This is a genomic window from uncultured Thiodictyon sp. (assembly GCF_903946935.1).
Classification (GTDB): Bacteria; Pseudomonadota; Gammaproteobacteria; order Chromatiales; family Chromatiaceae; genus Thiodictyon.
Genome location: NZ_CAJAXH010000311.1, coordinates 1 through 25,858, shown reverse-complemented (window position 1 = coordinate 25,858; position 25,858 = coordinate 1). Strand labels below are relative to the sequence as shown.

Genomic DNA, 25,858 nt, shown 5'->3' with positions numbered 1-25,858 from the left:
ATGAACGAGACGCTGGCGGCGATGGCGCAGGCACTGTTCAAGGACTGGTTCGTCGATTTCGGCCCGACCCGCGCCAAGCAGGAAGGCTTGGAACCGTACCTCACGCCCGAGCTGTGGTCCCTGTTCCCCGAGCGGTTGGATGCTGAGGGGACGTCTGAGGGGTGGAGACGATGCGCACTGGAAGACATCGTCGATGTGAATCCCACAGAACCGCTCAAGAAAGGAACCGCTGCGCCGTATCTGGAAATGTCGGCCTTACCAACCCGCGGCTCCATAACCGAACCTGCGGTTTTGCGCGAATTCACATGGGGAATGCGATTTCGCAATGGAGATACCCTGTTTGCCAGAATCACGCCTTGCCTTGAAAATGGCAAGACGGCATTCGTCCAATCACTTATCGATGTTTGGTCCGCCTTTGGCGCCATCATAGAACCGCTGTTTCAACGCATCAGGGCAAACGGAGAAGAATCCCGCACCCTCGCCCAAACCCGCGACCTCCTCCTCCCTAAGCTGATGTCCGGCGAGATTCGCGTCAAGGATGCCGAGCGGACTATTGAGGACTTAACCTGATGGCCGAATATAGTATCTACTGCGACGAGTCCGGTCATTTGGAGAACGACGAGATACCGGTGATGACGCTCGGTGCCCTTTGGTGCCCATCCGATCAAAGAAAGTCAATACAGCGGCATGAGCGGGAGCTTAAGCGGCGCCACGGACTGGCCTCCGGCTTTGAGATCAAGTGGTCGAAAGTCTCGCCTGCACAGCTCGACTTTTATCGTTCATTGATTCATCTCTTTTTTGGTGATGAACGACTGCATTTTCGGGCTGTCGTGGTGCCAGACAAGTCGCGGCTTAAACATGAGGCCTTTTCGGGGCAGGATCACGATCTCTTTTACTACAAGATGTTCTTTCTAGTGCTGCGGGAGATTTTGGTTGGCGATGAGACCTACCGGATCTATCTCGACATCAAGGACACGCGTAGCCAGCAAAAGGTCCAGAAACTGCGTCAGGTGCTGTGCAACGCAAATTATGATTTCGATCGGCGCATGATCCGCGGAATACAGCAGATGCGCTCGCACGAGGTGGAGCAACAGCAGCTGGCGGATTTACTGATCGGTGCGGTCGGCTATGCGAACTGCGGCTTGACGACGAGTCAGGCGAAATCGGCCCTCATCGGCGAAATACAAAAACTTTCCAGGCATTCCTTGGTGCGGAGCACCTTGCCGTCCGAGCGGAAGTTCAATATCTTTCGATGGGAGGCGCGGAGCCTGTAATGAAAGCACCGGTGCTTGAAGTTTTCGGTGGCGATTGCGCGACCTATGAGGATCATCTCTATGATATCGATATGGATACCCTGGTCCGCAATCCGGTCGCGTTCCGAGGTCTAACCGTCAAATGCCAATATCGGCCGGCGACCACGAATAAGGGATTTGGTTTTTGGCACTTGATCGCAGAAGGCCCAAAAGAAGAGGAGCGAACGCCTGATTTACGTCGCTGCGAGCGCATTCGTTGGGTAGCCTGGCTGATCGGCAACGCCGAGGCCGCGGGTATCCGCTGGTGGAAGAGTCGTCGCGGACGGGCAGTCAGGATCGTGATTTGGATCGAGTCGGAGCAGTTCGCGGTCGTTCTCGAAGAACGAAGCGATTACTTCTTGCTGAAAACGGCGTACTGGGTAAAGCACTTCCGCAGCGACGATTTTCGCAGGGAGCACGCGGAGTATTGGAAAAATCCATGGTAGAAAAGACATGCCCCGCGCAATGTTTCCGCTGCACGGGGCCGGATGCTCCTTCCGCACATGGCGGATGAGTCGGATGCTAGAGTCGACCAGAATCGCCCATTTGTCAACCGTACATGAACTGTTTTCCTGGATTGTCCGATGCCTTACATCTCCGAAGCCGACATCGAGAGCACCCTCTTGGAGCATCTGGAGCGCCTGGGTTACGCCCGCGCCACCGACGCCCAGATCGGCCCAGACGGCAGTGCCCCCGAGCGCGAGGCGTACTCGGATGTCCTGCTACTGGAACGACTCACGGCCGCCATCGACCGGCTCAACCCGCTGATCCCCGCGCCGGCCCGCCACGACGCGCTGATGCAGGTGGTCGCGAGCGCGTCGCCCTCGCTGATCGAGGAGAACCGCCGTCTGCATAAGCGCATCGTCGACGGTGTGGCGGTGGAATTCTACGCGGACGATGGGACCATCCGCGGCGACAGGGTGCGCCTGGTGGGCTTTGCCGATCCGGACGCCAATGACTGGCTGGCGGTCTCCCAGTTCACCGTGATCGAGACCGGGAGCAAGCGGCGGGCCGACGTGGTGCTGTTCGTCAACGGGCTGCCGCTGGCGGTGATCGAGCTCAAGAGCGCGGGGGGCGAACAGGCCACCCTCACCGGGGCCTTCAACCAGCTCCAGACCTACAAGGCCCAGGTCCCTCGCTGTTCCGCACCAACGCGGTCCTGGTGACCTCCGATGGACTCAGCGCGCGCATCGGCTCGCTGACGGCCGACGCGGAGCGCTTCATGCCCTGGCGCACCGTCGACGGACACATCATCGCGCCGAAGACCGCGCCGCAGTTGCCGGTCCTGACCGCGGGGGTGTTCGAGCGCCGCCACTTCCTGGCCCTGATCCAGGACTTTATTGTCTTCGGCAACACCGGCGCGGGCCTCACGAAGATCATCGCCGGGTATCACCAGTTCCACGCGGTGCGGCGCGCGGTGGATGCGACTTTGCGGGCGATTGCGGATGTCGGGTTAGGCTGCGCTAACCCGGCCTACGCCGGGGCGCGGGAGGACCCGGCGGCCTACGGGCTGCCGGGCGTGAAGGACTATCGCCCCGGGGATCGACGCATCGGGGTGATCTGGCACACCCAGGGCTCGGGCAAGAGCCTGCTGATGGTCTTCTATGTCGGGCAATTGGTGCGCCGGCCGGAGCTTGCGAACCCCACCATCCTGGTCGTCACCGATCGCAACGACCTCGATGGCCGGTTGTTCGGCACCTTCGCCATGTGCGCCGACCTGCTGCGCCGGGCCCCGGTCCAGGTGCAGAGCCGCGAGGACCTGCGCAACGCGCTGAACCGCGCGTCCGGCGGCGTGATCTTCACCACGATTCAGAAGTTCTGGCCCGCCGCGGGCGAGGAGGCCTACCCGCTGCTGACCGACCGCCGCAACGTGGTGGTGATCGCCGACGAGGCGCACCGCAGCCAGTACGGCTTCAAGGCCCGGCTGGACAGCCGCAGCGGCGAGATCGACTACGGCTTTGCCCAGCACCTGCGCGATGCACTACCCAACGCCTCCTTCATCGGCTTCACCGGGACGCCGATCGAGCACGACGACGTGAACGCCCCGGCGGTGTTCGGCGACTACATCGACATCTACGATATCAGCCGCGCGGTCGAGGACGGCGCCACGGTGCCGATCTACTACGAGAGTCGGCTCGCCCGCATCGAGCTGCCCGAGGACGAGACATCGTGCGGGATATGTGGCTGACCGGCTTCGACGCCCCGGCGATGCACACCATGTACGTGGACAAGCCGATGCATGGCTATGCCCTGATGCAGGCCATTGCGCGGATCAACCGGGTGTTCCGCGACAAGCCGGCGGGCCTGGTGGTGGACTACATCGGCATCGCGCAGAACCTCAAGGAGGCCTTGAGCCAGTATTCCGCCGCGGACCAGGGCCAAACCGGCATCGACGAGGCGCAAGCCGTGGCGGTGCTGCTGGAGAAGTACGACGTGGCGGCGGCGATGTACCACGGCTTCGATTACCGCCGGGGCCTTAAAGGTACGCCGCAACAGTGCCTGGTGGTCATGGCCGAGGCCATCGAGTGGATTCTGGCGCATCAGCACGCGGCGGCCGAGCGGGAAGAGAAGGCGGAGAACAAGAAGCGCGCGCACCGCCGCTATCAGGACGCGGTGCTGGCCCTGACCAAGGCGTTCGCCCTGGCGGCGGCGAGCGATGCGGCCCGGGCGATCCGCGACGAGGTCGGTTTCTTTCAGACCATCCGCGCTGCCTTGGTTAAGAGCGGTGGAAGCGGCGGCACGGCCGGGGCCGGTCGGGACTTTGCCATCGCCCAGATCATCGACCGCGCCGTGGTCTCCACCGAGATCGTCGACATCCTCACCGCGGCGGGACTGACGACGTCGAACCTCTCCATCCTGTCCGAGGAGTTCCTTGCGGAGCTCGCGCAGATGAAGAAAAAGAACCTGGCGCTGGAGGCCCTGCGGCGGCTCCTCAATGACGAGATTCGCTCGCGGACCCGCTCCAATGTGGTGGAGACCAAGCGGTTCTCCGTGCGGCTGGAGGAGGCCATCGCGCGCTATCACACCAACGCCATCAGCACGGTGGAGATCCTCCAGGAGCTGATCGGCTTGGCGCGGGACATCCGCGCGGCCCGCCAACGGGGCGAGGCGCAGGGCTTGTCGGCGGACGAGATCGCCTTCTACGACGCGCTGGCCGAGAACCAGAGCGCCATCGAGGTGATGGGGGACGATAAACTCAAGGTCATTGCGCACGAGCTGCTGACCGGCCTACGCGGCAGTATCACCGTGGACTGGTCGCATCGGGAGAGTGCCCGGGCGCGGATGCGCGTGCTGGTGAAGCGCATCCTGCGCAATGACCTTGAGAGCGCCGCCGTGCAGACGGTGCTGGCCCAGGCCTAGGCGCTATCGGCGCAGTGGGTGAACGCACCGGTCTGACTGATGGGCGGTCACTGCGGCCTGGTCGGAAGGGACTGTGAGGCCGGCGGCCGGCCAGCCGTGGGCGCCTCGGCTCGGGCCGCGGCGGCCCTGGCCGCATTCAAACGATCATCGGCAGCATGCGCCGCCTCGATGGCCGCAACGGCCTCCGCCTCGGCCTGGTCACGGGCAATCATGTTGGCCTGGGTCCGATTGGCATGAAACCGATCGTAGGCGGCGTTGACCACGGCGAGCTTGCTGCGCTTGTAGGCCTGGGCGGCCGCGGCCTCCTCCTCGGCGGCCTGGAGCGCGGCGGACGCCGCGCTGGCACGGGCGGCCGCAGCCTCCTCTTCGGCGGTCGGTACCGGGTCTGCCGCGTCCTCGGTCGCCGGGGTCGCCATGGCCGGGTCCTCGGCCGCCGGGACAGTGGTGGCTCCATCGTCGAGGACCGGGGCCGCCACCGGCTGGCCAGCCACAGAACCTGCTTCGATGACCGGGGCGGGCTGGGCGGCGAGCGCGCTGCACAGGGCGATGCTCAGGGTCGCGGCGCAACGGACGATCGGATGCTTCGGTGACATTGGCTGTTTCTCCAGGATCCACAAACAAAAAAGCCAGCTTTGTGGGCTGGCGTATTTGCTTTTTTATGGTGCCCAGGGGCGGAATCGAACCACCGACACGAGGATTTTCAATCCTCTGCTCTACCAACTGAGCTACCTGGGCGGGAAAGAGTAACCATGCTCGGTTGGGATTGACCTAACCCGGATGACTATCTAGCCGCTTATTAGAGCCGGACGGCGGCCCTCAGTCAAGCGTCAAATCAGGTCTATCGATCATCGGCGAGCGTCCGTGTGCCGTGCCGATATTCACAAACCGGAGCCATCGACAGCACCCGCCGATGGCATCTTCAAACATGAAAGGGGCCAGGACACCTGACCCCTTTCCAGCATTTGGCTCCCCGGGACGGGCTCGAACCGCCGACCTAATGATTAACAGTCATCCGCTCTACCGACTGAGCTACCGGGGAATGTCGCGAGCCCGAAATATTAAACGATGCGGGCCTACTCAGTCAATAGCCAGTCGCGGTGAATTTGCCGCTTGTGGGTCGGCATCTGCCGCATCCGGTCGCGGCCTGGGGGCCGCTCCTACGCAACCGCGGCGGCGATCCGCTCGAGTGCCTGGTCGAGGTTGCTGGGGCTGGTGGCGATGGAGATGCGCACATGCCCGGTGAGCCCGAAGGCGGCGCCCGGCACCAGGGCCACGCCGACCTTGTCCAGCAGGTACTCGGCGAACTCGAGGTCGTTGCTGACCCCGTTCAGGCGCTCAATGGCGTGCTGGACCCGGGGGAAGACATAGAAGGTCCCGTCGGTGGGCAGACACTCGATGCCGGGGATCGCGTTCAGGCCCGCCACCACATGGTCGTGCCGCTCCTTGAAGGCCTTGACCATGACGCCGATGCAGTCCTGGGGGCCTTCCAGCGCGGCCTGAGCGGCGACCTGAGAGATCGAGGTCGGGTTGGACGTGCTCTGCGACTGAACCTTGGCCATGGCCTTGATGATCTCTGCCGGGCCGCCGGCATAGCCGATCCGCCAGCCGGTCATGGCGTAGGCCTTGGAGACGCCGTTGAGCACCAGGGTGCGGGGCGCCAGATCCGGGCACACGTTGACGATGTTGACGAAGGGGGCCGAGTCCCAGCGGATGTGTTCGTACATGTCGTCGGTGGCAATGAGCGCGCGCGGGAAGTCCCGCAGCACCGCACCCAGTGCCTTCAGCTCATCGGCGCTGTAGGACATCCCGGTGGGGTTGGACGGGCTGTTGATGACCACCAGCCGGGTCTTGTCGTTCATGGCCGCCTTGAGCTGGGCCGGGGAGATCTTAAAGTGCTGATCGGCGCCGGCATGGACCAGCACCGGCGCCCCGCCGGCCAGCAGGACGATGTCCGGGTAGGACACCCAGTAGGGCGCCGGGATCACCACCTCGTCGCCCGGGTCGATGACCGCGAGTGCCAGGTTGAAGAAGCTTTGCTTGCCCCCGCAGGAGACCAGGATCTGCTCCGGGGTGTAGTCCAGTGCGTTCTCGCGCTTGAACTTGGAGATGACGGCGGCCTTGAGGCCCGGCGTGCCGTCGACCGCGGTGTACTTGGTGAAGCCCTGATGGATGGCCTCGATGGCGGCCGCCTTGATGTGGTCCGGGGTGTCGAAGTCGGGCTCGCCGGTGCCCAGGCCGACGACGTCCTTCCCGGCCGCCTTGAGGGCCTTGGCGCGGGCGTCGACTGCGAGGGTGGCGGAGGGCTTGACGGCCTGGACGCGGGCGGCGAGCTTGATGGTCATCGGCAAGGGTCTCGGGTGAACGGGTGCGGTTGGACGGGGGTTGGCAACCTGCAATCATATCGGATCGCGAGGGCGCGGACATCCCGCGCTCACGCTCGAGCGCGTGGGTGGATGTGTACATGATCCGTCGCGGCCGGGGGCCGCTCCCACGCTGCGGGAGCGCCTCCCCGGCCGCGCCGCGCCGCTGCCTACCCCAGCGTATCCACCAAGACGTCGACGCACGCCGGCGTGCTCAGTTGCCCGGCGTGCAGGTGGACCTCAGGCACTTCCGGTGCCTCGTAGGGGCTGTCGATACCGGTAAAGTTCTTCAAGGCACCGGCGCGGGCCTTGGCATAGAGTCCCTTCACATCGCGCCGCTCGCATTCCTCGATGGGCGTATCGACGTACACCTCGATGAACTCGCCCGGGGCAAACAGGTCGCGGGCCATGCGACGCTCGCTGATAAAGGGCGAGATGAAGCTCACGAGGACGATCAAACCCGCGTCGACCATGAGTTTCGCCACCTCGGCCACCCGGCGGATGTTCTCGACCCGGTCCGCCTCGGTGAAGCCCAGGTCGCGGTTCAGGCCGTGACGCACGTTATCGCCATCGAGCAGGTAGGTGTGCTTACCCTCCGCATGCAGGCGCTTTTCCAACAAGTTGGCAATGGTCGACTTGCCGGAGCCCGACAGCCCGGTGAACCAGATGCAGCGCGGCGACTGGTGCTTCTGCGCGGCCCTGACGGTGCGATTGAGCTCTAGCGCCTGCCAATGGATGTTGCTCGCCCGCCGCAGCGCGAAATCGATCATGCCGGCGCCGACGGTCTCAAACGTCAATTTATCGACGAGTATGAAGCCGCCCAGTACCCGATTGACCGCGTAGGGCTCGAATACCACGGGTGCGCTGGTGGACAGATTGACCGTGGCGATCTCATTGAGTCCCAAGTTCTTGGCCGCCAGATGGGTGCCGGTATTGACGTCCTCGCGATATTTGATGTCGGTGATCGTGGCGGTCACCTCCTTGCAGGCCAGCTTCATCAGGTATTGGCGGCCCGGCGACATCGGGTGCTCGACCATCCACAGCAAGCGCGCCTCGAATTGGTCGGCCACCTCCGCCGGTGCGGCCGCCGCGACCAGCACATCGCCACGACTGACATCCACCTCTTCGCTCAAGGTGATCGTCACCGAGTCGCCGGCGCAGGCGCTTTCTACCTCATCGAACCCCGCCAGGATTGCCTTCACTTCGACCGAGACGCCAGAGGGCAAGACGCGCAAGGTGTCGCCGGGTCGCACGGTTCCCTCGGCAATACGGCCGCAAAAGCCCCGGAAATCCAGGTTCGGCCGATTCACCCACTGTACGGGCAAGCGGAAGGCGTCGCGTCCATTGCTTTCATGCACCTCGACTGTATCGAGGTAGCCCATCAGGCTGGGGCCGCTGTACCAGGGCATCCGGGCGCTGTGATTCAGCACATTGTCCCCGTCCAGGCCGGACAGCGGGATGGCCTGGACAGTGGTGAAGCCGAAGCCGGAGGCAAAGGCCAGGTAATCCTCGACAATGGCGTCGTAGACCGACTGATCGCACTCCACCAGGTCCATCTTATTGACCGCCAGGACTACGTGACGAATGCCCATCATCGCCACAATCCGACTGTGACGGCGGGTCTGGGTTAGCACCCCCTTGCGCGCGTCGATCAGGATCACTGCCAGATCCGCGGTGGACGCACCGGTGGCCATGTTACGGGTGTACTGTTCGTGCCCCGGGGTATCGGCCACGATATAGCGGCGTCGGTCAGTGGCAAAGAAGCGGTAGGCAACATCGATGGTGATGCCCTGCTCGCGCTCGGCCTGCAACCCGTCGACCAACAGCGCCAGGTCTATCTTCTCACCCTGGGTGCCATACTGGCGCGAGTCGGTCTCGAGTGCCTGCAATTGGTCGTCGAAGATGCTCTTGCTCTCGAACAGCAAGCGCCCGATCAAGGTGCTCTTGCCGTCATCGACGCTACCGCAGGTGATGAAGCGCAGCGTCTCCTTGTCGCGCTGACCGTCCAGAAAGGACGCAATATCTTTGGCGTGCAGCATGCTCATTAGAAATACCCTTCTTGCTTTTTCTTTTCCATCGACCCCGGTATATCGGAATCGATCAACCGCCCTTGACGCTCGGAGCTTCGAGCATTGAAGGTTTCGGCGATCACGGCCTCGAGCGTATCGGCATCGCTCTCGATTGCGGCCGTCAGCGGCCAGCACCCAAGGGTGCGGAAGCGCACTCGTTTCATTTCCGCCTGCTCGCCTGGGGCGAACGGAAAGCGCTCGTCGTCGACCATGATCCACTGTCCATCGCGCTTGACCACCGGCCGCTCCGCCGCCAGATAGAGTGGTACAATCGGAATGCGCTCGGCGTGAATGTATTGCCAGATGTCGAGTTCCGTCCAGTTGCTGATGGGAAATACCCGGATGGTCTCGTCTGGCTTGACGTGGGTATTGTACAGATTCCACAGCTCGGGGCGCTGGGCCTTGGGGTCCCAGCGGTGGCCGGGGGCACGAAACGAGAAGACTCGCTCCTTGGCCCGACTCTTTTCCTCGTCGCGGCGGGCGCCGCCGAATACCACGTCGCTCCCCAATTCATCCAGCGCCTGTTTCAGCCCCTGGGTCTTCATCACATCGGTGTGGTAGTTGCTACCGTGAATAAATGGATTGACCCCGGCCACGACCCCCTCCGGATTGGTGTGTGTGATGAGCCTCATACCGCTCTCGGCGACCATGCGCGTGCGATGAAGGTACATCTCCTTGAACTTCCACCCGGTATCGACATGCAGCAGCGGAAATGGCGGCGGTGCCGGATAAAAGGCCTTGCGCGCCAGGTGCAGCATCACCGACGAGTCCTTTCCGATGGAATACAGCATGACCGGGTTGCGGGCCGTCGCCACGGCCTCGCGGATGATTTCTATAGACTCTGCTTCAAGGGTGATCATCGGCCTGCCAGATTTGGAAATCATAAAAAGTGATAAGGACTACATTCGGACCGCCCGTACTCGGGTCTATTAGCGATGGTAGCCGTGCGGCGGGTCACGAACAAGCACGAATGTGGCCGGGGCAGGGGGGCGGGCCGCGGCAAGCCTCGGCCACTCCGGCGAAGGTCGCGCTAAAGCGCGCGGATGGGTCTCTTAACCCTTTGTAATCTGGCGCAAATGCCTGAAGAGTTCCGGGAGTGCGTGCCGCTGTTCATAGCGCAGCAAGGCATCCGGCAAGTGGGTTTTTGGGACGGCGTGGACGCGATACACGGCCAGCGTGCGCCGGGGGTCGTCGGCGTAGCGCGTCAATGTCCAACTGCCTTCATTGACCAGGTAGTCGCCGCGCAACAGGCGCCAGGTGCGCGACCACTTGGGTGGACCCACCACATGGACCGCCTGCGTGACGCCGACCAGGTTCGCCAGCGGCGGCGGCAGACTGATCTCTACTTCGCACACCACCGTCTGGCCCTGCCGCGACAATTCCCTGGAACGCGCGATGTGCTGCATCGTCTTCGCGAATTGACCGCAGTCCTCAATGATCGCCCAGATCCGCTCCGCGGGCGCCTCAATCAGCCCGCGGGCCGTGACCTCCGGCAGGCTGCTGCCCGCGATCGGGCGTAGCGTGACCGTGACCTCACCGTCCTCCAGGCGTGTCTTCGGATCGTCTGGCGCAGCCGCCGCGGCGGCCGCGCAGAGGCCGAGCACCAGTATCAGCATCGGCGAACGCATCTCTATTCCCCCCGTACCAGGGTTGCCCTGGACCCTCGAAGCGGTATCGCGAGTTGGGCTTCGCGGCACTACTCCGGCAGCCTTCGCACCAGCGGCCCGGCATCCGGGAGCCCACCCAAGACCGGTACCCCCAAATAGCGGGCCATTTGTCTCTCTGACTTGAATGAGGGGTCTGCAAGTTCCAGAACCGCAATGAGTACCAGCACGCCCAAGGAGGATAGCAAAAGCGCCAACAGCGTGGGCCGCAGCCGCTCGGCACGCCAGATGGACCTCACTTCGACGACCTGGATGTCGCCCACCGTCATGCGGTCCACGCCTCTGAATGTCAGCGGTCCTGGCGCGGTTCTTGGCTGAGTGCGAATGATTCCATCATTGATTCTCTTGAGGAGTCGGTCGCTATAGAAAGCGACCAGTGCGCTGCCGATCTGCGGGTCGTTGCCGCTATAGCTTAGGCGTAGCCGGGCGTCCCCCGCATCGCCCAACGTCATGGCGGATTGGGTCAGCGTGCGCAGTGCCGCATCGCTCTTGAGCGCGCCGGTATTCTCCAAGAGCCGCAGCTTCCAGTGCAATTGCGGAAACGCGAGTTGGTCGAAAAACAGGAGCTCGGGGTTAGCCACCAGGTCCTCTAGCTTTAAGGTGACGGCCGGGCGGTCGAGCGCCGCGACCGGGCTGGCGCCGGAATACGGAGCGAAGTCCCGCGAGACCTTGAATGTCACATCGTTGAACACCGCGAAAATCAGATACAGGCCAGGCGCCAACAACGCCAGCAACGCCCACTTCTTGTTAACCCGCAGTGCCCTGTTATAGCGTTTGAGGTAATAGCTCATGTCATTTCCTTCAAGTGTGTGCGACCACCGGTAGGTCGCGGCGATAATGAGTCAATCACCATGGCAGTTGGGGCCGTGAAGTTCCTGCAACCCCAGTTCAGTGATGGCGACTGCTTGATTCTAGCTGTCTGCCGACATCCTTAGCTGATTAGCGATGACACCCAGGATCGTCGCGCCGGCGGTCTCCATGATCTTTTGCGCCTTTCTGACCTGCTGCTTGGGCGTGACGGCGGTTAACACCAGCATCACAACGCCATCGGCGATACCTGAGAGCATCACGGGGTCCATCATCATGCGATTCGTCGGGAACACCGCCGCACTGTCGATGATGACCAGGTCATAGGCCGCGGCGGCCTGCTCGACCAATCGCTTGGCTACAGGAAACGCAGGGGTATTCAGGTCGGAATAGTCCGCCGGCGCGGTCAGAATATCCAAGGCATCCTGTCCGGACGAACACATGAGCGTGCTCAAGTCGCCGGCCAGAAGTTCCGTTGAGGAATGATTCAATTCAAGATCAAAAAATTGATGCAGTGCCGGACGATGCCAATTCAGATCGATGGCGGCGACGCGAAATTTTCCGCTATTGGCGGCGGCGGTTGCGAGCACGGCGGCAAACAAACTCTTCCCCTCTCCCGGCGAGGCACTCGTGACTAACAGCGACGTGGGTATCTTGCTGCCCATGGCGTGTTCGGTTGCCCCCAAGATCCGTTTGACCTCGGCGATTTGTTCGAGTGTCTGGCGCTGTCTTTTTTCAAAATAAGGCATGGGGTTTTACTCGCCTAAATAAAGCAACCAAGGGATAATGGTGAGGAACACCACCGCGGCGCTCCGAGCGCCTGCACCGGCCGTGGGGCTTCTCGACATCGTTGGGCGAACGGCCCGCCGCCGTGTTGGGTGGGTTTGAATGGCGCCTTGGCACTGTCGGATGACCGCTCGCGGGGGCGGCCGGGCCCGCTCGCGCCCACCCTGCCGATCCGCCGGTGCGCTTGGTGGCTCAGTATAGCCGGAGCTTCAGTTATGTCGAAACACTTCGATCTGGCCGCCCAGTTCGCCCCGGCCGGCGACCAGCCGGAGGCCATCCGCCGCCTGGTCGCGGGCCTCGGCGACGGCGAGGCGGCCCAGACCTTGCTTGGGGTTACCGGCTCCGGCAAGACCTTCACCATTGCGAATGTCATCGCCCAGGTCCAGCGGCCGGCCCTGATCCTCGCCCCCAACAAGACGCTCGCCGCCCAGCTCTATGGTGAGATGCGCGAGTTCTTTCCGCACAATGCGGTGGAATACTTCGTCTCTTATTACGACTATTATCAACCGGAGGCCTATATTCCGGCCAGCGATACCTATATCGAGAAGGACTCCTCGATCAACGAGCATATCGAACAGATGCGCCTGTCGGCGACCAAGGCGCTGCTGGAGCGCCCGGACGTCATCATCGTGGCAAGCGTGTCCAGTATCTATGGATTGGGCGATCCGCAGGCCTATCTGAAGATGGTGCTGCACTTGCGCCGCGGCGATGTGATCGACCAGCGGGCGCTGTTGCGGCGGCTCGCGGACCTGCAATACCGCCGCAATGAGATCGAGCTCGCCCGCGGCACCTACCGGGTGCGTGGCGACGTGATCGACATCCACCCGGCCGAGTCCGACGAGGAGGCGGTGCGCATTGAGCTATTCGACGACGAGATCGAGGCCCTTTCGGTTTTCGATCCGCTCACCGGCGAGGTCCTGCGCAAGGTGCCACGCTATACCGTCTTCCCCAAGACCCATTACGCAACGCCGCGCGAGACCGTGCTGAATGCCATCGACCAGATCAAGCTGGAGCTGAAAGACCGCCTCACCTGGTTACGCGACAACAACAAGCTGCTGGAGGCGCAGCGGCTGGAGCAGCGGACCATTTTCGACATGGAGATGATGATGGAGGTAGGCTATTGTTCCGGCATCGAGAACTATAGCCGCTATCTCTCCGGTCGCGGCCCCGGTGAGCCGCCGCCGACGCTCTATGATTACCTGCCGGCGAACGCCATCGTGGTGATCGACGAGAGCCATGTCACGGTCCCGCAGCTCGGCGGTATGTATCGCGGCGACCGCTCGCGCAAGGAGAACCTGGTCGAATACGGCTTCCGCCTACCCTCCGCACTCGACAATCGCCCCATGCGCTTCGAGGAGTTCCAGGCGCGCCAGCCCCAGACCATCTATGTCTCCGCCACGCCGCGTCAGTATGAACTCACCCACTCCGGCGGGGCCGTGGTGGAGCAGGTGGTGCGCCCCACTGGACTGGTGGACCCGGAACTGGAGGTGCGTCCGGCCCTGTCCCAGGTGGATGATCTGCTGTCCGAAATCACGCTGCGCGTCGCCGTCGGTGAGCGGGTGCTGGTGACGACACTGACCAAACGCATGGCCGAGGACCTGACCGAGTATCTCAATGAGCACGGGGTCAAGGTCCGCTATCTGCATTCCGACATCGACACCGTGGAGCGGGTCGAGATCATTCGCGACCTGCGCCTGGGCGAATTCGACGTGCTGGTGGGTATCAACCTGCTGCGCGAAGGGCTCGATATGCCCGAGGTCTCATTGGTCGCCATCCTCGACGCGGACAAGGAGGGCTTCCTGCGCTCCGAGGGTTCGCTCATCCAGACCATCGGCCGCGCCGCCCGCAATGTCAACGGCAAGGCCATCCTCTACGCCGACCGGATTACCGGCTCCATGGAGCGGGCGATGGGCGAGACCGAGCGGCGCCGCACCAAACAGACCGCCTTCAACCTGGCCCACGGCATCACCCCCCAGTCGATTCAGAAATCGGTCGCGGACATCCTGGAGGGCTCCACTCCCGGCGCCCCCCGCTCGGCCCGCGCCTATGCCCGGGTGGCGGAGGAGATCGTCGAATACGCCAATCTCACACCGGTGCAGATGGCCAAGAAGATCAAGGCACTGGAGAAGGAGATGTACGGCCACGCCAAAGACCTGGAGTTCGAGAAGGCGGCCGCGGTGCGCGACAAGATCAAGGAATTGCAGGGGAAGGGGTTGGCGGCGTGAGGGCTGCTGCGGCCAGCGGCCGGCGGGGACTCTGGACAGGGTCGGAGGGATCTTGCACCCTCTGGGCCGTCATGCAAGCCTAACACTCGAATGATATCGCTTTGGAGCACTAAGACATGAACATGAATATCGAAGTCCTCGGCCCGCTGGGCCTGATCCATTTGGTCTTGATGGTCTATGCCATCGTCAAGATCGTACAGAGTCGCGCCGGGACCGGCCGTAAGGTCATCTGGATCGTGGTGATCCTGTTGTTGCCGGTGCTCGGTCTGATCCTGTGGTTTATCTTCGGGCCGAGTCGCTGATGCTTGGGGGGCGACAAGATGCTGATCGGTGTACCACGAGAGATCAAGCCGCAGGAGTTGCGGGTCGGGCTCACCCCGGAGTCCGTGGCCGAGCTGGTCTATCAGGGCCATCAGGTGCTGGTGGAGACTGAGGCGGGGTCCGGCATCGGGGCTGGGGATGCGCATTACCAGGCGGCCGGGGCGGAGATTGTGGCAGATGCCGCGACTGTATTTGCCCGTGGCGAGCTGATCGTCAAGGTGAAGGAGCCCCAGCCAGGGGAGCGGGTACAGCTGCGGCCTGATCAGGTGCTCTTTACCTACCTGCACCTGGCCCCCGACCCGGACCAGGCGCGGGACCTGTTGGCGTCCGGGGCCGTCTGCATCGCCTACGAGACGGTCACCGATGACCAGGGCGGCCTGCCGCTACTCAAACCGATGAGTCAGGTCGCCGGCCGGTTGGCGATTCAGGCCGGGGCCTGGGCGTTGCAGGCGGCCAACGGTGGGCGGGGCCTGCTGCTGGGCGGCGTCCCGGGGGTGGCTCCGGCGCGGGTACTGATCCTGGGCGGGGGTGTGGTGGGGTTCAACGCCGCCCAGATGGCGGTCGGCCTGCAGGCGCACGTGACCATCCTGGACCGCAACCCCGCCTTACTGGAGCGGTTGGCGACTCACTTCGGGGTGGGCGCGCGGGTGCTCTATTCGACCCGGGCCGAGCTGGCGGCGGAGCTTCTCGGTGCGGACCTGGTGGTCGGTGCGGTCCTGGTGCCGGGGGCGTCCACACCGCGTCTGGTAACCCGCGCCCAGCTCGGGACCATGAACCCGGGGGCGGTGTTGGTGGACGTGGCCATCGACCAGGGTGGCTGCTTCGAGACCTCGCGCCCGACCACCCATGCGCAACCGACCTATGTGGTGGACGGGATTTTGCATTATTGCGTGGCCAACATGCCTGGGGCGGTGCCGCGCACCTCCGCCTATGCGCTCAATCATGCCACCCTGCCCGCGGTCCTGGCCCTGGCCGCCAAGGGGTGGCGCCGCGCCTTGGCCGACGATCCCCACCTGCGCGCCGGACTCAATTGTTGCGCGGGCCGCGTCACTCATCCGGCGGTGGCCGCGGCCTTGGGCTATGACCTGACCCCGGCGGAGTCGTTGCTGGGCGACGTCTAGGCCGCGATGCGTAACGTCCGATATCCCATCAAGATGCCCGCGATCAGCAATGGCAGACTGAGCGCTTCCCCCAGCAGTCGGATCGCCGGGACGGCGCCGAAAAATGGGGCCACGGAGAAATAGGCGCCGCTCCTGGCCGTCCCCAGGTGGCGCAGAAGCCCGTGTTTCCCATTCATCGTTGTCGGTATCCCAGCGCTCGGTAGGAGCGGCCCCCTGGCCGCGACGAATGTTGCATATACCGGTAGCCGGAATGATGATCAAGGCCAGAGATCGGGCAGTTCAGCGATGTCCTCGAGATAAGCCGTGCGCCTTGACCTTCACTCGCGATCGCGCCGCTCCACCGTCTCGGGATCGGCGATGATGGGGCGGTAGATCTCCACCCGATTGCCGGCCTTCAGCGGCGTGTCGAGCCGCACGACCTTACCGAAGATGCCGACCTGGTTGCGCGCCAGGTCGATCTCCGGGAATTGGTCCAGCAGTCCGGAGCGCAGGATGGCGTCGCGCGCCGAGCTGCCGTCCGGCACGTCGAGCTTGAGCCAGGTCTGTTTGAATTTGTCTGCATAGGCGACGCCGACGTGCATTGGGTAACCTCCAGGGTCAAATCGAAAGTGGTTGTCCGCCTCTTGCTCAAGCCTCAGCGGCCGCGGCCGGCTTGGCAGTGTCGCGCTTGCGCGCCGCCATGGCCTCGCGCTTGGCGCGCTGGATCGCCTCCATCCGCTCCGCGCGGCCCTCTACCAGGCGCCTGGTCTCGGTCTGCTTCTGTTTGGCGCGCCCGCGGGCGGCCATCTCGCCCTTGGCATAGTTGAAAAACTGCACCAGCGGGATGTGCGACGGGCAGACAAATGAGCAGGAACCGCAGCCGATGCAGTCCATGAGCCCCAGGCGCACCGTCCCCTCCAGGTCCCCGGCGCGGGCGTGGGCGGCCATGTTGAGCGGCAGCAGCCCGCAGGGGCAGGCGTCCACACAACTGCCGCAGCGGATACAGGGCGAGCTCGGGCCAGCGTTGATCTCGGTCGCGGTGAGGGCCAGGACCCCATTGCTGCCTTTCACGATCGGCACCCGGGTGCTCGGCAGCGGTTGGCCCATCATGGGGCCGCCGCTCACCAGCTTGGCCGGGTCCTCCCGGAAGCCGCCGCAGTGGTCGATCAGGTGCTGCACCGGGGTACCCAGGGGCACCCGCAGGTTGCGCGGCCGGTTGATGGCCGCGCCGCTCACCGTGACCAAGCGCGCCACGAGTGGCCGGCCCTGGCGCAGGGCCTGGTGGACCGCGAAGGCGGTCGCCGGATTGTGGACGACGATCCCGATGTCGGCCGTGAGCCCGCGGGCAGGGGTCTCCAGGCCGGTGAGTGTCTGTACCAGGTGTTTTTCGGAACCCATCGGGAAGCGCATGGGCAGGTGGGCCACCCGGATCTCAGGATAGGGCGCGGCGACCCCGGTCATGGCGTCCTGCGCTTGCGGCTTATTGTTTTCGATCCCGATGATGATCCGCGAGACCCCCAGCGCATGGGCCATGATGCGGGCGCCGTCCAGGACCCCAGCGGCGTGCTCGCGCATCAGCCGGTCGTCACAGGTGAGGTAGGGTTCGCATTCGGCCCCATTGATCACCAAGGTGTGCAGACTGTATTTGGTGCGCAGGTTGAGCTTGACCGCCGAGGGAAAGGTCGCCCCGCCCATGCCGACGATGCCGGCCGCCGCAACCCGTGCGGCGACATCTTCCGGTGTCAGGGCGAAGGGGTCGGGCACCCCTTCCAAGCCTTCCAGCCAACGATCCTCCCCATCGGGTTGCAGCGTGATGGTGCGCACCGACAGCCCCGAGGCGTGGTGGGCCGGGAAGCTGCCGATCCCCATGATGCGCCCGGAGGTCGGGGCATGGACTGGGGCGGACATCGGCCCCTGGGCCGCTCCGATGAGCTCGCCTTTGGCGACCCGCTGGCCACGGCGCACCGCCGGCGTGGCGGGGTTGCCGATGTGCTGCTGTAAGGGGACGTGCAGCAGGGGCGCCAGTGGCAGGTCCTCGATCGCTTGATTGGCGGCCAGGTGTTTGCGGTCTTCCGGGTGAACGCCGCCGCGGATCTTAAAGAGCTTCATGGGGGCCTCCCGACTCAGGCGGTTACCGTGGCCGGATTGGGCCAGAACCAGGTTTGCAGGGTCGCCGCGATGGGCCGCATCTCGATGCACTCGGTGGGGCACACCTCGAAACACTTCTCGCAGCCGATGCAGGCGTCCGCGAAGACGCTATGGATCATGTTGTTCGCCCCCATGATTGCGTCTGTGGGGCAGCGCTTGAAGCACTTGGTACACCCGACACACAGGTTTTCGTTGATGTGCGCGACGGTCGGGGCCTTTTCCGCCACGCCCGCGAGATCCACCGTCTTGCCGAGCAGGCTGGCCAGGGCCTCGGCGACGGCCCGCCCGCCGGGTGGGCAGACCGTCGGCGGGGCGGTGCCCGCGGTGAGTGCCTCGGCCGCCTGGCCGCAGCCAACGAAACCGCACTGTCCGCACTGGGAGCCGGGCAGCAGTGCCAGGGCCTGTGCAGTCAATGGGTTACCCTCCACCCGCAGATAGCGGGAGGCGAGCCCGAGGACCGCGCCCAAGATCAGACCGAGAACGGAGAGACTGCCAATGGCGGCGAGCATGATTCGATGCCTCTGGTGCAAGCGGTCAGCGGCTCAGAACGAATTTTGGTCCGCAAATGAACGCAAATGAACGCAAAATAATGTCATTGGGCCGATCAGCGAGCGGCCCACGGCCAGCGGTGCGCCAACCAGCAGGACCGAGGCCTTTCCGGCGTGGCAGCCGCGCGTTGGACCTTGCTTAGGGACTACAATGCAAGCTGGGTGCCAGGTGCTTCTGGTAGCGGTGCTTCGACAACCCCAACTTAGGTCAAAGTGCAGCTAAAGACTCTAGAAGATCAGCGTGTTGCGGCTTATTCGCGAGTGCCGCTTCGGCCCGGCGGGCGGCCGCTGAGGGAGTCATCCGTCCTCTTGGCTGTTGACGACACGACAACACCCATGCCGCGGTCCAGTAGAATTGTCGTAATATCGACAGGCCGCCGGACGGGCCGGCCCCAAGCGGGGCGACCGGCCGTATCTGCCATTTTTCGCGGTTATTCGCGGACAAATTTTCTTTTTCGGTTCCACCTTCCCAACACCAATCTATTGGAGAACGCCGTGTCGGCCCGACCATCCCCGGAGTCCCCGGAACAGCTCGTCGCCACCGCATTGGGTGAGTTCCTCGCCGCCCCTCCGGCTGGCACCCCGGCGGAGGTCATCGAGGCCCTCACCCTGATGGCGGGCAACCCCCGCGACCCGCTCTCGCCACGGCTCTTTTTCGAGGCCGTGGAGCAGGCCCCATCGGCCATCTCGATCACCGACGTCGGCGCGACCATCCTCTATGCCAACCGTGCATTCGAGGTCCTGACCGGCTACAGCCGCGACGAGGTAATCGGCAAGAACGAGGGGATCCTCTCCAACCACGCCACCCCGCAGAACGTCTATCAGCACCTGTGGCGGACCATCCAGCGCAAGCAGACCTGGACCGGGACCCTGATCAACCGCACCAAGCAGGGCGGGGACTATCTGGCTGAACTGGTGATCGCCCCAGTACTTGATTGCCATGGGGAGCTCAAATATTTTCTCGGCATGCACCGTGACGTGACGAAGGTACACGAGCTGGAGGGTGAGCTACGCCGCCAGAAGGCGCGTATCGAGACGGTGCTGGACGCGGCCCCGGTAGTGATCGTGCTGCTCGATTCCGAGGGGCGGGTGATCCTCAATAACCGGGAACACAAGAAGCTCTCCGGTGAGCTGCACGGGCAGGAGCCAGCTCAGGTCCTAAGCTCCGCGCTACGCGAGCAGGTCGGCCTGGACCCCCTGGCGGAGTGTCTGGGCGGGCGAGCATTCAAGGACCTGGAGGTCAGCATCAGTGTCCCGGGGTCGAACGGTCCGCGCTGGTTCTCCTGCTCCGGCACTCCGGCAGACGAATTCGACCCCAGCGCGCGCGGTTTCTTCGGTCGCCAGAAGCCGGGCGAGCGGCGGATGCTCCTGCTGGCCAACGAGGTCACCGCCCGCCGTCGCGAGGTGGATCGGGCGCATGTGGAGAACTTGCGCGCGCGGCTAGCCGAGCAGCAGTTGGCCCACGGCATGCGCGAGGCGCTGGCGGCGGCCATCTATCAGATTCAGGCCCCCATGAACGTGATTCAGGCCGCCGCGGCCATGGCGCGCGGGGGCAATGCCAGCCTTGCGACCCTGGCCGGGATGCTGGAGGAGATCAGCCGCTCCGGGGCGCGTGCCCTGGACACCCTCAAGGCGGCCCTGCCGGAGGGTCCGCGCGAGAGCGGGGTGATGGTCAACGTCAACGACCTGCTGCGGCAGGTCCTGGTGCTGGAGACGGACCGGCTGCTGGCGGCCGGCATTGTGGTGGACTGGCGCCCGGCGCCCCTGTTGCCGCCGCTCTCGGGCCATCAGGATTCGTTGCGCTCGCTCTTCAAGCACTTGATCGACAATGCTATTCAGGCGCTGAACGAATCCGGGCGGCCACAACGGGAGTTGTTACTCGCCACCCGCCAGTTGGACGGCGCGGTGGAGGTGACCGTACAGGACAACGGCCGGGGCATCCCTCGCGGAGAGCGCTACCGGGTCTTCGAGCCCTTCTATATCGGTTGGCGCAATCGCCGTGGGCGCGCCGGCATGGGGTTGGCGATGGCCCAGGAGATCGTGACGGCCCACGGGGGCAGTATCGAGGTCGATCCGGACTATCAGGACGGCTGCCGCATGCTACTCACCCTGAACGCCGTGGCAGCGGATGAGTGAGCAGATGAATCGCGATCCACTGGCCCCAGTCAACACAGATGCGGCCCGCCTCGAGCTCTTAGAAACCCAGTTGGCCGCACTCTATGAGGTCAGCACTGTGCTGAGCCGCTCACTGGACCTGAGCCAGACGCTGCGCGAGGTGTTGCGGGTGCTACACGAGCGCGGCCGGCTGTGCAATGGTCTGGTTAGCCTGCTCGAGGAGGAGAGCGGCGAACTGATGATCAGCGCACTCTATAACGAGGAGGACGCCGACCCCTTCGAGCCGGTTCGCTACCGACCCGGCGAGGGTGTGATCGGCCGCATCCTGGAGAAGAACCAACCCTGGATTCTGCCCCGGGTGGGGGATGAACCCCGTTTCTTGGACCGGCTCAACCTCTACCGACCGGAGCTGCCCTTTATCGGGGTCCCCATCCGGATCGGTGAGGGTTCCGCCGTTGGGGTCTTCGCCGCCCAGCCACCGGTAGCGGACGGTCTTTTGGAGGAGCGCGCCCGGTTCCTGGAGATGGTGGCCAACCTCATCGGCCAGGCCATCCGCCTGGCGCGCGGGGTGGCGGCTGAGCAGGCGGCCCTGCGGGAGGAGCGCGATAAACTACGCCGCGAGGTGAAGGGCGTACACGGATTCGATAGCATCATCGGCCACACCCAGCCGATGCGGATCGTGTTCGACCAGGTCAGGCAGGTCGCCAAGTGGACCACGACGGTCCTGATCCGCGGTGAGTCGGGCACGGGCAAGGAGCTGATCGCCAACGCCATCCATTACAACTCGCCGCGCGCCCGCGCCCCCTTCGTCAAGCTCAACTGCGCGGCCCTACCGGACAACCTGTTGGAGTCCGAACTCTTCGGCCACGAGAAAGGCTCATTTACCGGGGCGGTGGCCATGCGCAAGGGCCGCTTCGAGCAGGCCGATGGTGGCACCCTGTTTCTGGACGAGATCGGCGAGATCACCCCCGCCTTCCAGGCCAAGCTACTGCGCGTGCTCCAGGAGGGCGAATTCGAGCGGGTCGGCGGCGGGCGGACACTCAAGGTCGACGTGCGCATCATCGCCGCTACCAACCGGGACCTGGAGTCCGAGGTGCGCGCCGGTGAGTTCCGCGAGGACCTTTATTACCGGCTCAACGTCATGCCTATCCGCATGCCGGCGTTGCGCGAGCGGATCGAGGACGTGCCGGACCTGGCCCGGTTCCTGATCACCAAGGTCGCGCGGATGCAGGGCCGGGATCTGTCGATCACCGACAGTGCCCTGCGCATCCTCATGCGTCACGACTGGCCCGGCAATGTGCGCGAACTGGAGAACTGCATGGAGCGGGCGGCCGTGATGAGCGCCGATGGCACCATTGACCGGTCGGTGATCGAGCTCACCGGGCTGGATGTCAGCGCCTGGGATGGGCGCTCGACCAGTGCGGGGAGCGGCACTCTTGTCGGCGCCGGTGCCGAGGCGGATTCAGGTCCCCAATCGCCGATGGAGTCGGTCCCGAAGGTCGACCTGGACGATCCCGACCTGGACGAGCGCGAGCGGGTGATTGCCGCGCTGGAGGAGGCGGGCTGGGTTCAGGCCAAGGCTGCGCGTCTGCTCAACATGACGCCGCGGCAGATCGCCTATCGGATCCAGACCTTGAACATCAAGGTGCGGCAGTTCTGAGTCGTCCCCTGGAGCGCCGAGCATCAGCTCGGCGCATGCTCCGTTTCCCGAGCCCAAGGCGTCAGCGTTGGAAGGGGCGCGACAAGATGGAAGACGGCGGCCAGCAGGACCCGCTCGGGTTACGGCTTTCTTGCCAAATAGGCGTCGATTTGGGCGCCGATGTTCTTGAGAGGATAATTGGCTGCCCGCTCAGTAATGACGGCAATGTATGCGTCAAGATTCGACGGAGTCAATTGATGCTCACCGCTCTTCATCCAGCGTAGCATTTTGGAATTATAACGCTGATGGTAGTGGCTCGTGTCTTTGTAATTTGCGATGTCGTCAAGAAAGGATTCGGTTTCAAAGCCAAAGACCTTGATGTTTGAGTATCGAGCACTTTCCTGCACCATGAATCGTACAGTTTCAAGATAATTCTCGAAAGCTTGCGGAGTACTTTGTTTCATGATGGCATACTGCAAACGCGAGCATGGCGGGAAGAACAGATAAAAGTTCGTTGCCGGATACTTGGCAGCGAAACTTAGCAGAGTCTCCTTAAATTCCCGTTGGCCATTTGTCTGTGCCGCAGCCACCTCGGTCCAATCGATTTCCTTGATCTTTCCGGAGTTGATGGCATTGATACTGTCGGCGATTGTGTGTAATGCATTTAGGACTTGACCGCTGTTGGTCGCCGCCAACCATTTGGACAGCCCGCCAAATCGCCGGCGATGGTCCCAGTCTGAGTGCCACTCGACCAAGGTTTCCAGGTCTCTTGTGTTTGGGCACAGGCGATTGCTTGAAAACACCCTGTTTCTACACAACGCATACTGCATAATTTTGATGTTGGATGCGTATAGGAATATATCGTTCAGTGGGTTATCGTCATATAGCCGGATATAGGGTGTGATCGGCGTGCCGTTTATCGCGGAGTTTCCCGATGATGTCCCATCCAGCGAGAAAATCACCCGTGAGAGATTTCTGTTCTTGAGTGCATACGCTAATACAATAGATCGCTCTGCGATCGAGGAGCCATCCAAGGAGATGTTGACGAAATGGCTTCGGAAGACTTGACTTGCCTCATTGGGCGAGAAGTTGGCTGCCATGCTGGTGCCGAGTATGATGGAGTCGAAATCTTCGGTGTTGATGATCCCGCTGGCCTCGATCCGCATCTTGCTGGTATTGAGGTAATAGTTATCGCGAACCCAGGGTTTGTGAAAAATTCGGTATGGATCAATCAGCCAGTTGATTCCGGTGACTGCGGCAGCTGGCAGTATTGCCGAGACAAGCAGAGCGATCAGATACCGGCGCATGGCTAGAACTGGAAATACAGAAACTCACTGACTTTTGTCAGCGAAATCAAGCAAGCATAGAATAACAGGCCAATCAGAACAGCATGGCTGGTTATCGGCCGCCAGGTCAGCAATTGTGTGACATACCCGCGCGGTAGGGCGGCGGACACGGGCATATTCGCCATATCCTCCCAAGTGGGTTTGTAGTTCCGCATAATTTGATGGACGTTGGGGAACAGCCAGACGAGAGCGAGACCGACAGCGATAAAAGTCAGCGCATGGACGCCGACAGTGTTGCTTGCGGGCAGTAAACCAGTGAACGCAATCTGCTGATGTGGCACTATTTCCAGCAATGTCGAGAGCCGTGCTTGGAGCGCGTTGGGCAACGCAATGCCATTCATCCCCACCATGCCGGCCAAGACCGATTGTGCCGCGGCAAGGCTGTTGGCGCGGAAGAAGACCCAGGCCACGACGACTGCGAGAAAAGTAAGTGTGCGGGCGACGAGTCTGGCTAAGTGTCCGCCGTCGCCCCAGCCGTGCCGCGCTTTCACTTCGCGCCAGCCGTGGTTGATCGTCAGATAGAGTCCGTGCAATCCGCCCCAGATGACAAAGGTCCAGCCGGCACCGTGCCACAGGCCGCCGAGTAGCATGGTGGCCATGAGGTTGAGATAACGGCGGAATGGGCCTTTACGATTGCCGCCAAGTGGGATGTAGAGATAGTCGCGCAGAAAGGCCGACAACGTCATGTGCCAGCGGCGCCAGAAGTCTATAATGTTGAGCGCCTTATAGGGTGAATCGAAATTTAGCGGCAACCGGACATTGAACATCAGCGACAACCCAATGGCCATGTCCGAATAGCCGGAGAAATCAAAATAGAGTTGCAGCGTATAAGTCAGCGCGCCGACCCAGGCTTCGAAAAGCATCAATTGTTGGCCCGCGTTCGCGGCGCCAAAAATCGGCGTGGCATAGTCGGCAAGCGTATCGGCGATCAGCACTTTCTTGGCTAGGCCCAGCACAAAAATGGTTATCCCTACGGCCATGTGTTCGGGACTAATGCGATACGTGGCCGGGTTGGCGAACTGCGGCATCATCTGTTTGTGGTGTAACACCGGCCCGGCAATCAGATGCGGGAAATAGGTGACGAACAGTAGGTAGTGAATGAAATTGTATTCGCGGGCGATCCCGCGATAGGCATCGACCAGAAAGGCGATCTGGGTGAAAGTGAAAAAGGAAATGCCCAGGGGTAGGATGATGTCAAGTGCAGGAATATGGCCACCGAAAAGCGCGTTGGCCGAGGTGATGAAAAAGTTGGTGTACTTAAAATACCCCAGCATCATTAGATTTAAAGTAATCGCGGCAATCAAGGTATGCTTGGCGTGCTCAACAGCGCCAGTGGCTCGGCTCACTCCTATCCAGTAGCCCGCGCCGTAGTTGAATGCTACTGACGCGAGTAGCAGCAAGACCATGCGGGAATCCCAAACGGCGTAAAAAGCCAACGACGCTAACCCCAGCCATAACGCAGCCAGCCGATGGCTGTATCGTCCCAGCCAGAACATACCGGCAAAAGCGATCGGCAAGAATATAAAGATAAAGCTGTAAGAATTGAAGAGCATGGCGAAATTTACGATAGACCTATGCGATAAGGGTTTTGCGGTTTTTTGTTCGCGATAATCTTGCAATTCTCAGCGTGAAGTGTGCGCAGTTGCGGGGCAAATGCATAATGCTCGCCGAAAAGGGTCTTGCAGGCCCCGCGAAACTTTTCAAACAAGTCGTAATATTGATTGTAAATTACTTGGCGTTCGGTAACTACTCAGGTCCCGCGGCCCGGCCGCGTTTGTTTTGCTTGAGCACGAGGCGCGGAGGCGGATAACTCCTGGCCATGGAATCCCTGCCGGACCTGAGCGGCGCTGAGAAAAAGTGCATTGATCGGGGGGGCTGGTGGCGCGTGGCTGCGTTGACGGCGGCGGTCGTGGAACTGCAAGGTCGTCCGGCGATAAGCAGCAATTCCCGCTCCCCCGCATCGTGGTCGGCCAAGGCGAGTACGCGGCGGCAGCGCGAAAAGGTAGGCACAGCAGCCCCTCGCCGACGCGCGGCGATGCTGAAACGGTTGGTTGACGATCCCCCTCAAGAACGGCGCT

Annotated in this window: 25 protein-coding genes and 2 tRNA genes; 12 read left to right on the top strand and 15 right to left on the bottom strand. The window is 62.8% G+C overall.

Features of this window, described 5'->3' with window-relative positions; translation table 11 throughout:
• From QZX93_RS26255 to QZX93_RS26230, 6 genes are all read left to right on the top strand, one after another.
• A complete protein-coding gene (locus QZX93_RS26255; RefSeq protein ID WP_295392007.1) occupies positions 1-570 on the top strand; it encodes a hypothetical protein in 570 nt (189 codons plus the stop codon).
• The gene (locus tag QZX93_RS26250; RefSeq protein ID WP_295392005.1) at positions 570-1,274 is read left to right on the top strand and encodes a DUF3800 domain-containing protein; all 705 of its coding nucleotides are present in this window, start codon (positions 570-572) and stop codon (positions 1,272-1,274) included. Before QZX93_RS26255 ends, QZX93_RS26250 begins: the two co-directional genes overlap by 1 nt.
• Complete coding sequence (locus QZX93_RS26245) at positions 1,274-1,738, top strand: hypothetical protein (RefSeq protein WP_295392003.1); 465 nt, start codon at positions 1,274-1,276, stop codon at positions 1,736-1,738. Before QZX93_RS26250 ends, QZX93_RS26245 begins: the two co-directional genes overlap by 1 nt.
• A 138-nt stretch (positions 1,739-1,876) precedes the next feature.
• Complete coding sequence (locus tag QZX93_RS26240; RefSeq protein ID WP_295392001.1) at positions 1,877-2,458, top strand: type I restriction endonuclease; 582 nt, start codon at positions 1,877-1,879, stop codon at positions 2,456-2,458.
• Entirely contained in the window at positions 2,455-3,480 is a 1,026-nt protein-coding gene (locus QZX93_RS26235) for a DEAD/DEAH box helicase family protein (protein ID WP_295391999.1), read from the top strand. The genes QZX93_RS26240 and QZX93_RS26235 overlap by 4 nt, the downstream gene beginning before the upstream one ends.
• Positions 3,471-4,652 carry a type I restriction enzyme endonuclease domain-containing protein gene (locus QZX93_RS26230; protein ID WP_295392092.1) on the top strand — a complete coding sequence of 394 codons (1,182 nt, stop codon included), beginning with the start codon at positions 3,471-3,473 and terminating at the stop codon, positions 4,650-4,652. The genes QZX93_RS26235 and QZX93_RS26230 overlap by 10 nt, the downstream gene beginning before the upstream one ends.
• A gap of 47 nt (positions 4,653-4,699) precedes the next feature.
• Here the strand turns inward: QZX93_RS26230 and QZX93_RS26225 are convergent, their stop codons facing one another.
• From QZX93_RS26225 to QZX93_RS26185, 9 genes are all read right to left on the bottom strand, one after another.
• The gene (locus QZX93_RS26225) at positions 4,700-5,245 is read right to left on the bottom strand and encodes a hypothetical protein (protein WP_295391998.1); all 546 of its coding nucleotides are present in this window, start codon (positions 5,243-5,245) and stop codon (positions 4,700-4,702) included.
• 66 nt (positions 5,246-5,311) lie between these two features.
• Positions 5,312-5,387, bottom strand: a tRNA-Phe gene (locus tag QZX93_RS26220).
• Positions 5,388-5,615: 228 nt separating this feature from the next.
• Positions 5,616-5,691 (bottom strand) — tRNA-Asn (locus QZX93_RS26215).
• Positions 5,692-5,809: 118 nt separating this feature from the next.
• Positions 5,810-6,994 carry a pyridoxal phosphate-dependent aminotransferase gene (locus QZX93_RS26210; RefSeq protein WP_295391997.1) on the bottom strand — a complete coding sequence of 395 codons (1,185 nt, stop codon included), beginning with the start codon at positions 6,992-6,994 and terminating at the stop codon, positions 5,810-5,812.
• 188 nt (positions 6,995-7,182) lie between these two features.
• Positions 7,183-9,057, bottom strand: a complete 1,875-nt coding sequence (cysN, locus tag QZX93_RS26205; protein WP_295391995.1) for a sulfate adenylyltransferase subunit CysN — start codon at positions 9,055-9,057, stop codon at positions 7,183-7,185.
• Complete coding sequence (cysD, locus tag QZX93_RS26200) at positions 9,057-9,941, bottom strand: sulfate adenylyltransferase subunit CysD (protein WP_295391993.1); 885 nt, start codon at positions 9,939-9,941, stop codon at positions 9,057-9,059. The genes cysN and cysD overlap by 1 nt, the downstream gene beginning before the upstream one ends.
• 192 nt (positions 9,942-10,133) lie before the next feature.
• Complete coding sequence (locus QZX93_RS26195) at positions 10,134-10,709, bottom strand: SRPBCC family protein (RefSeq protein ID WP_295391990.1); 576 nt, start codon at positions 10,707-10,709, stop codon at positions 10,134-10,136.
• Between the two features lie 68 nt (positions 10,710-10,777).
• Complete coding sequence (locus QZX93_RS26190; protein ID WP_295391987.1) at positions 10,778-11,536, bottom strand: hypothetical protein; 759 nt, start codon at positions 11,534-11,536, stop codon at positions 10,778-10,780.
• A gap of 120 nt (positions 11,537-11,656) precedes the next feature.
• Positions 11,657-12,301 (bottom strand): CpsD/CapB family tyrosine-protein kinase, encoded by a 645-nt coding sequence (locus QZX93_RS26185; protein ID WP_295391985.1) that lies wholly within the window; start codon positions 12,299-12,301, stop codon positions 11,657-11,659.
• A gap of 252 nt (positions 12,302-12,553) precedes the next feature.
• Between QZX93_RS26185 and uvrB the strand changes: the two genes are divergently transcribed.
• The 3 genes from uvrB (at position 12,554) to ald (ending at position 16,005) form a co-directional block, all read left to right on the top strand.
• Positions 12,554-14,563, top strand: a complete 2,010-nt coding sequence (uvrB, locus tag QZX93_RS26180; protein WP_295391983.1) for an excinuclease ABC subunit UvrB — start codon at positions 12,554-12,556, stop codon at positions 14,561-14,563.
• A 122-nt stretch (positions 14,564-14,685) separates the two neighbouring features.
• Entirely contained in the window at positions 14,686-14,865 is a 180-nt protein-coding gene (locus QZX93_RS26175) for a PLDc N-terminal domain-containing protein (protein WP_295392091.1), read from the top strand.
• 18 nt (positions 14,866-14,883) lie between these two features.
• Positions 14,884-16,005 carry an alanine dehydrogenase gene (ald, locus tag QZX93_RS26170; protein WP_295391982.1) on the top strand — a complete coding sequence of 374 codons (1,122 nt, stop codon included), beginning with the start codon at positions 14,884-14,886 and terminating at the stop codon, positions 16,003-16,005.
• Here ald and QZX93_RS26165 read toward each other — a convergent pair.
• From QZX93_RS26165 to QZX93_RS26150, 4 genes are all read right to left on the bottom strand, one after another.
• The gene (locus QZX93_RS26165; protein WP_295391981.1) at positions 16,002-16,181 is read right to left on the bottom strand and encodes a hypothetical protein; all 180 of its coding nucleotides are present in this window, start codon (positions 16,179-16,181) and stop codon (positions 16,002-16,004) included. The genes ald and QZX93_RS26165 overlap by 4 nt on opposite strands.
• 141 nt (positions 16,182-16,322) lie before the next feature.
• On the bottom strand, positions 16,323-16,586 hold the full coding sequence (locus QZX93_RS26160) for an RnfH family protein (RefSeq protein ID WP_295391979.1): 264 nt from the start codon (positions 16,584-16,586) through the stop codon (positions 16,323-16,325).
• Positions 16,587-16,632: 46 nt separating this feature from the next.
• Complete coding sequence (rsxC, locus tag QZX93_RS26155) at positions 16,633-18,093, bottom strand: electron transport complex subunit RsxC (RefSeq protein ID WP_295391977.1); 1,461 nt, start codon at positions 18,091-18,093, stop codon at positions 16,633-16,635.
• 14 nt (positions 18,094-18,107) lie between these two features.
• Positions 18,108-18,641 carry an RnfABCDGE type electron transport complex subunit B gene (locus tag QZX93_RS26150; RefSeq protein ID WP_295391975.1) on the bottom strand — a complete coding sequence of 178 codons (534 nt, stop codon included), beginning with the start codon at positions 18,639-18,641 and terminating at the stop codon, positions 18,108-18,110.
• 534 nt (positions 18,642-19,175) lie between these two features.
• On the opposite strand from QZX93_RS26150, the gene nifL reads away from it, so the two are divergent.
• On the top strand, positions 19,176-20,816 hold the full coding sequence (gene nifL / locus QZX93_RS26145; RefSeq protein ID WP_295391973.1) for a nitrogen fixation negative regulator NifL: 1,641 nt from the start codon (positions 19,176-19,178) through the stop codon (positions 20,814-20,816).
• A 4-nt stretch (positions 20,817-20,820) separates the two neighbouring features.
• The gene (nifA, locus tag QZX93_RS26140) at positions 20,821-22,455 is read left to right on the top strand and encodes a nif-specific transcriptional activator NifA (protein WP_295391972.1); all 1,635 of its coding nucleotides are present in this window, start codon (positions 20,821-20,823) and stop codon (positions 22,453-22,455) included.
• A 119-nt stretch (positions 22,456-22,574) separates the two neighbouring features.
• Here nifA and QZX93_RS26135 read toward each other — a convergent pair whose 3' ends face one another.
• Entirely contained in the window at positions 22,575-23,741 is a 1,167-nt protein-coding gene (locus tag QZX93_RS26135) for a hypothetical protein (RefSeq protein ID WP_295391971.1), read from the bottom strand.
• Positions 23,742-23,743: 2 nt separating this feature from the next.
• A complete protein-coding gene (locus QZX93_RS26130; protein WP_295391969.1) occupies positions 23,744-25,333 on the bottom strand; it encodes an MBOAT family protein in 1,590 nt (529 codons plus the stop codon).
• A 266-nt stretch (positions 25,334-25,599) separates the two neighbouring features.
• Between QZX93_RS26130 and QZX93_RS26125 the strand changes: the two genes are divergently transcribed.
• Positions 25,600-25,858 (top strand): hypothetical protein (locus QZX93_RS26125; RefSeq protein ID WP_295391967.1); only part of this gene is annotated, 259 nt, incomplete at its 3' end.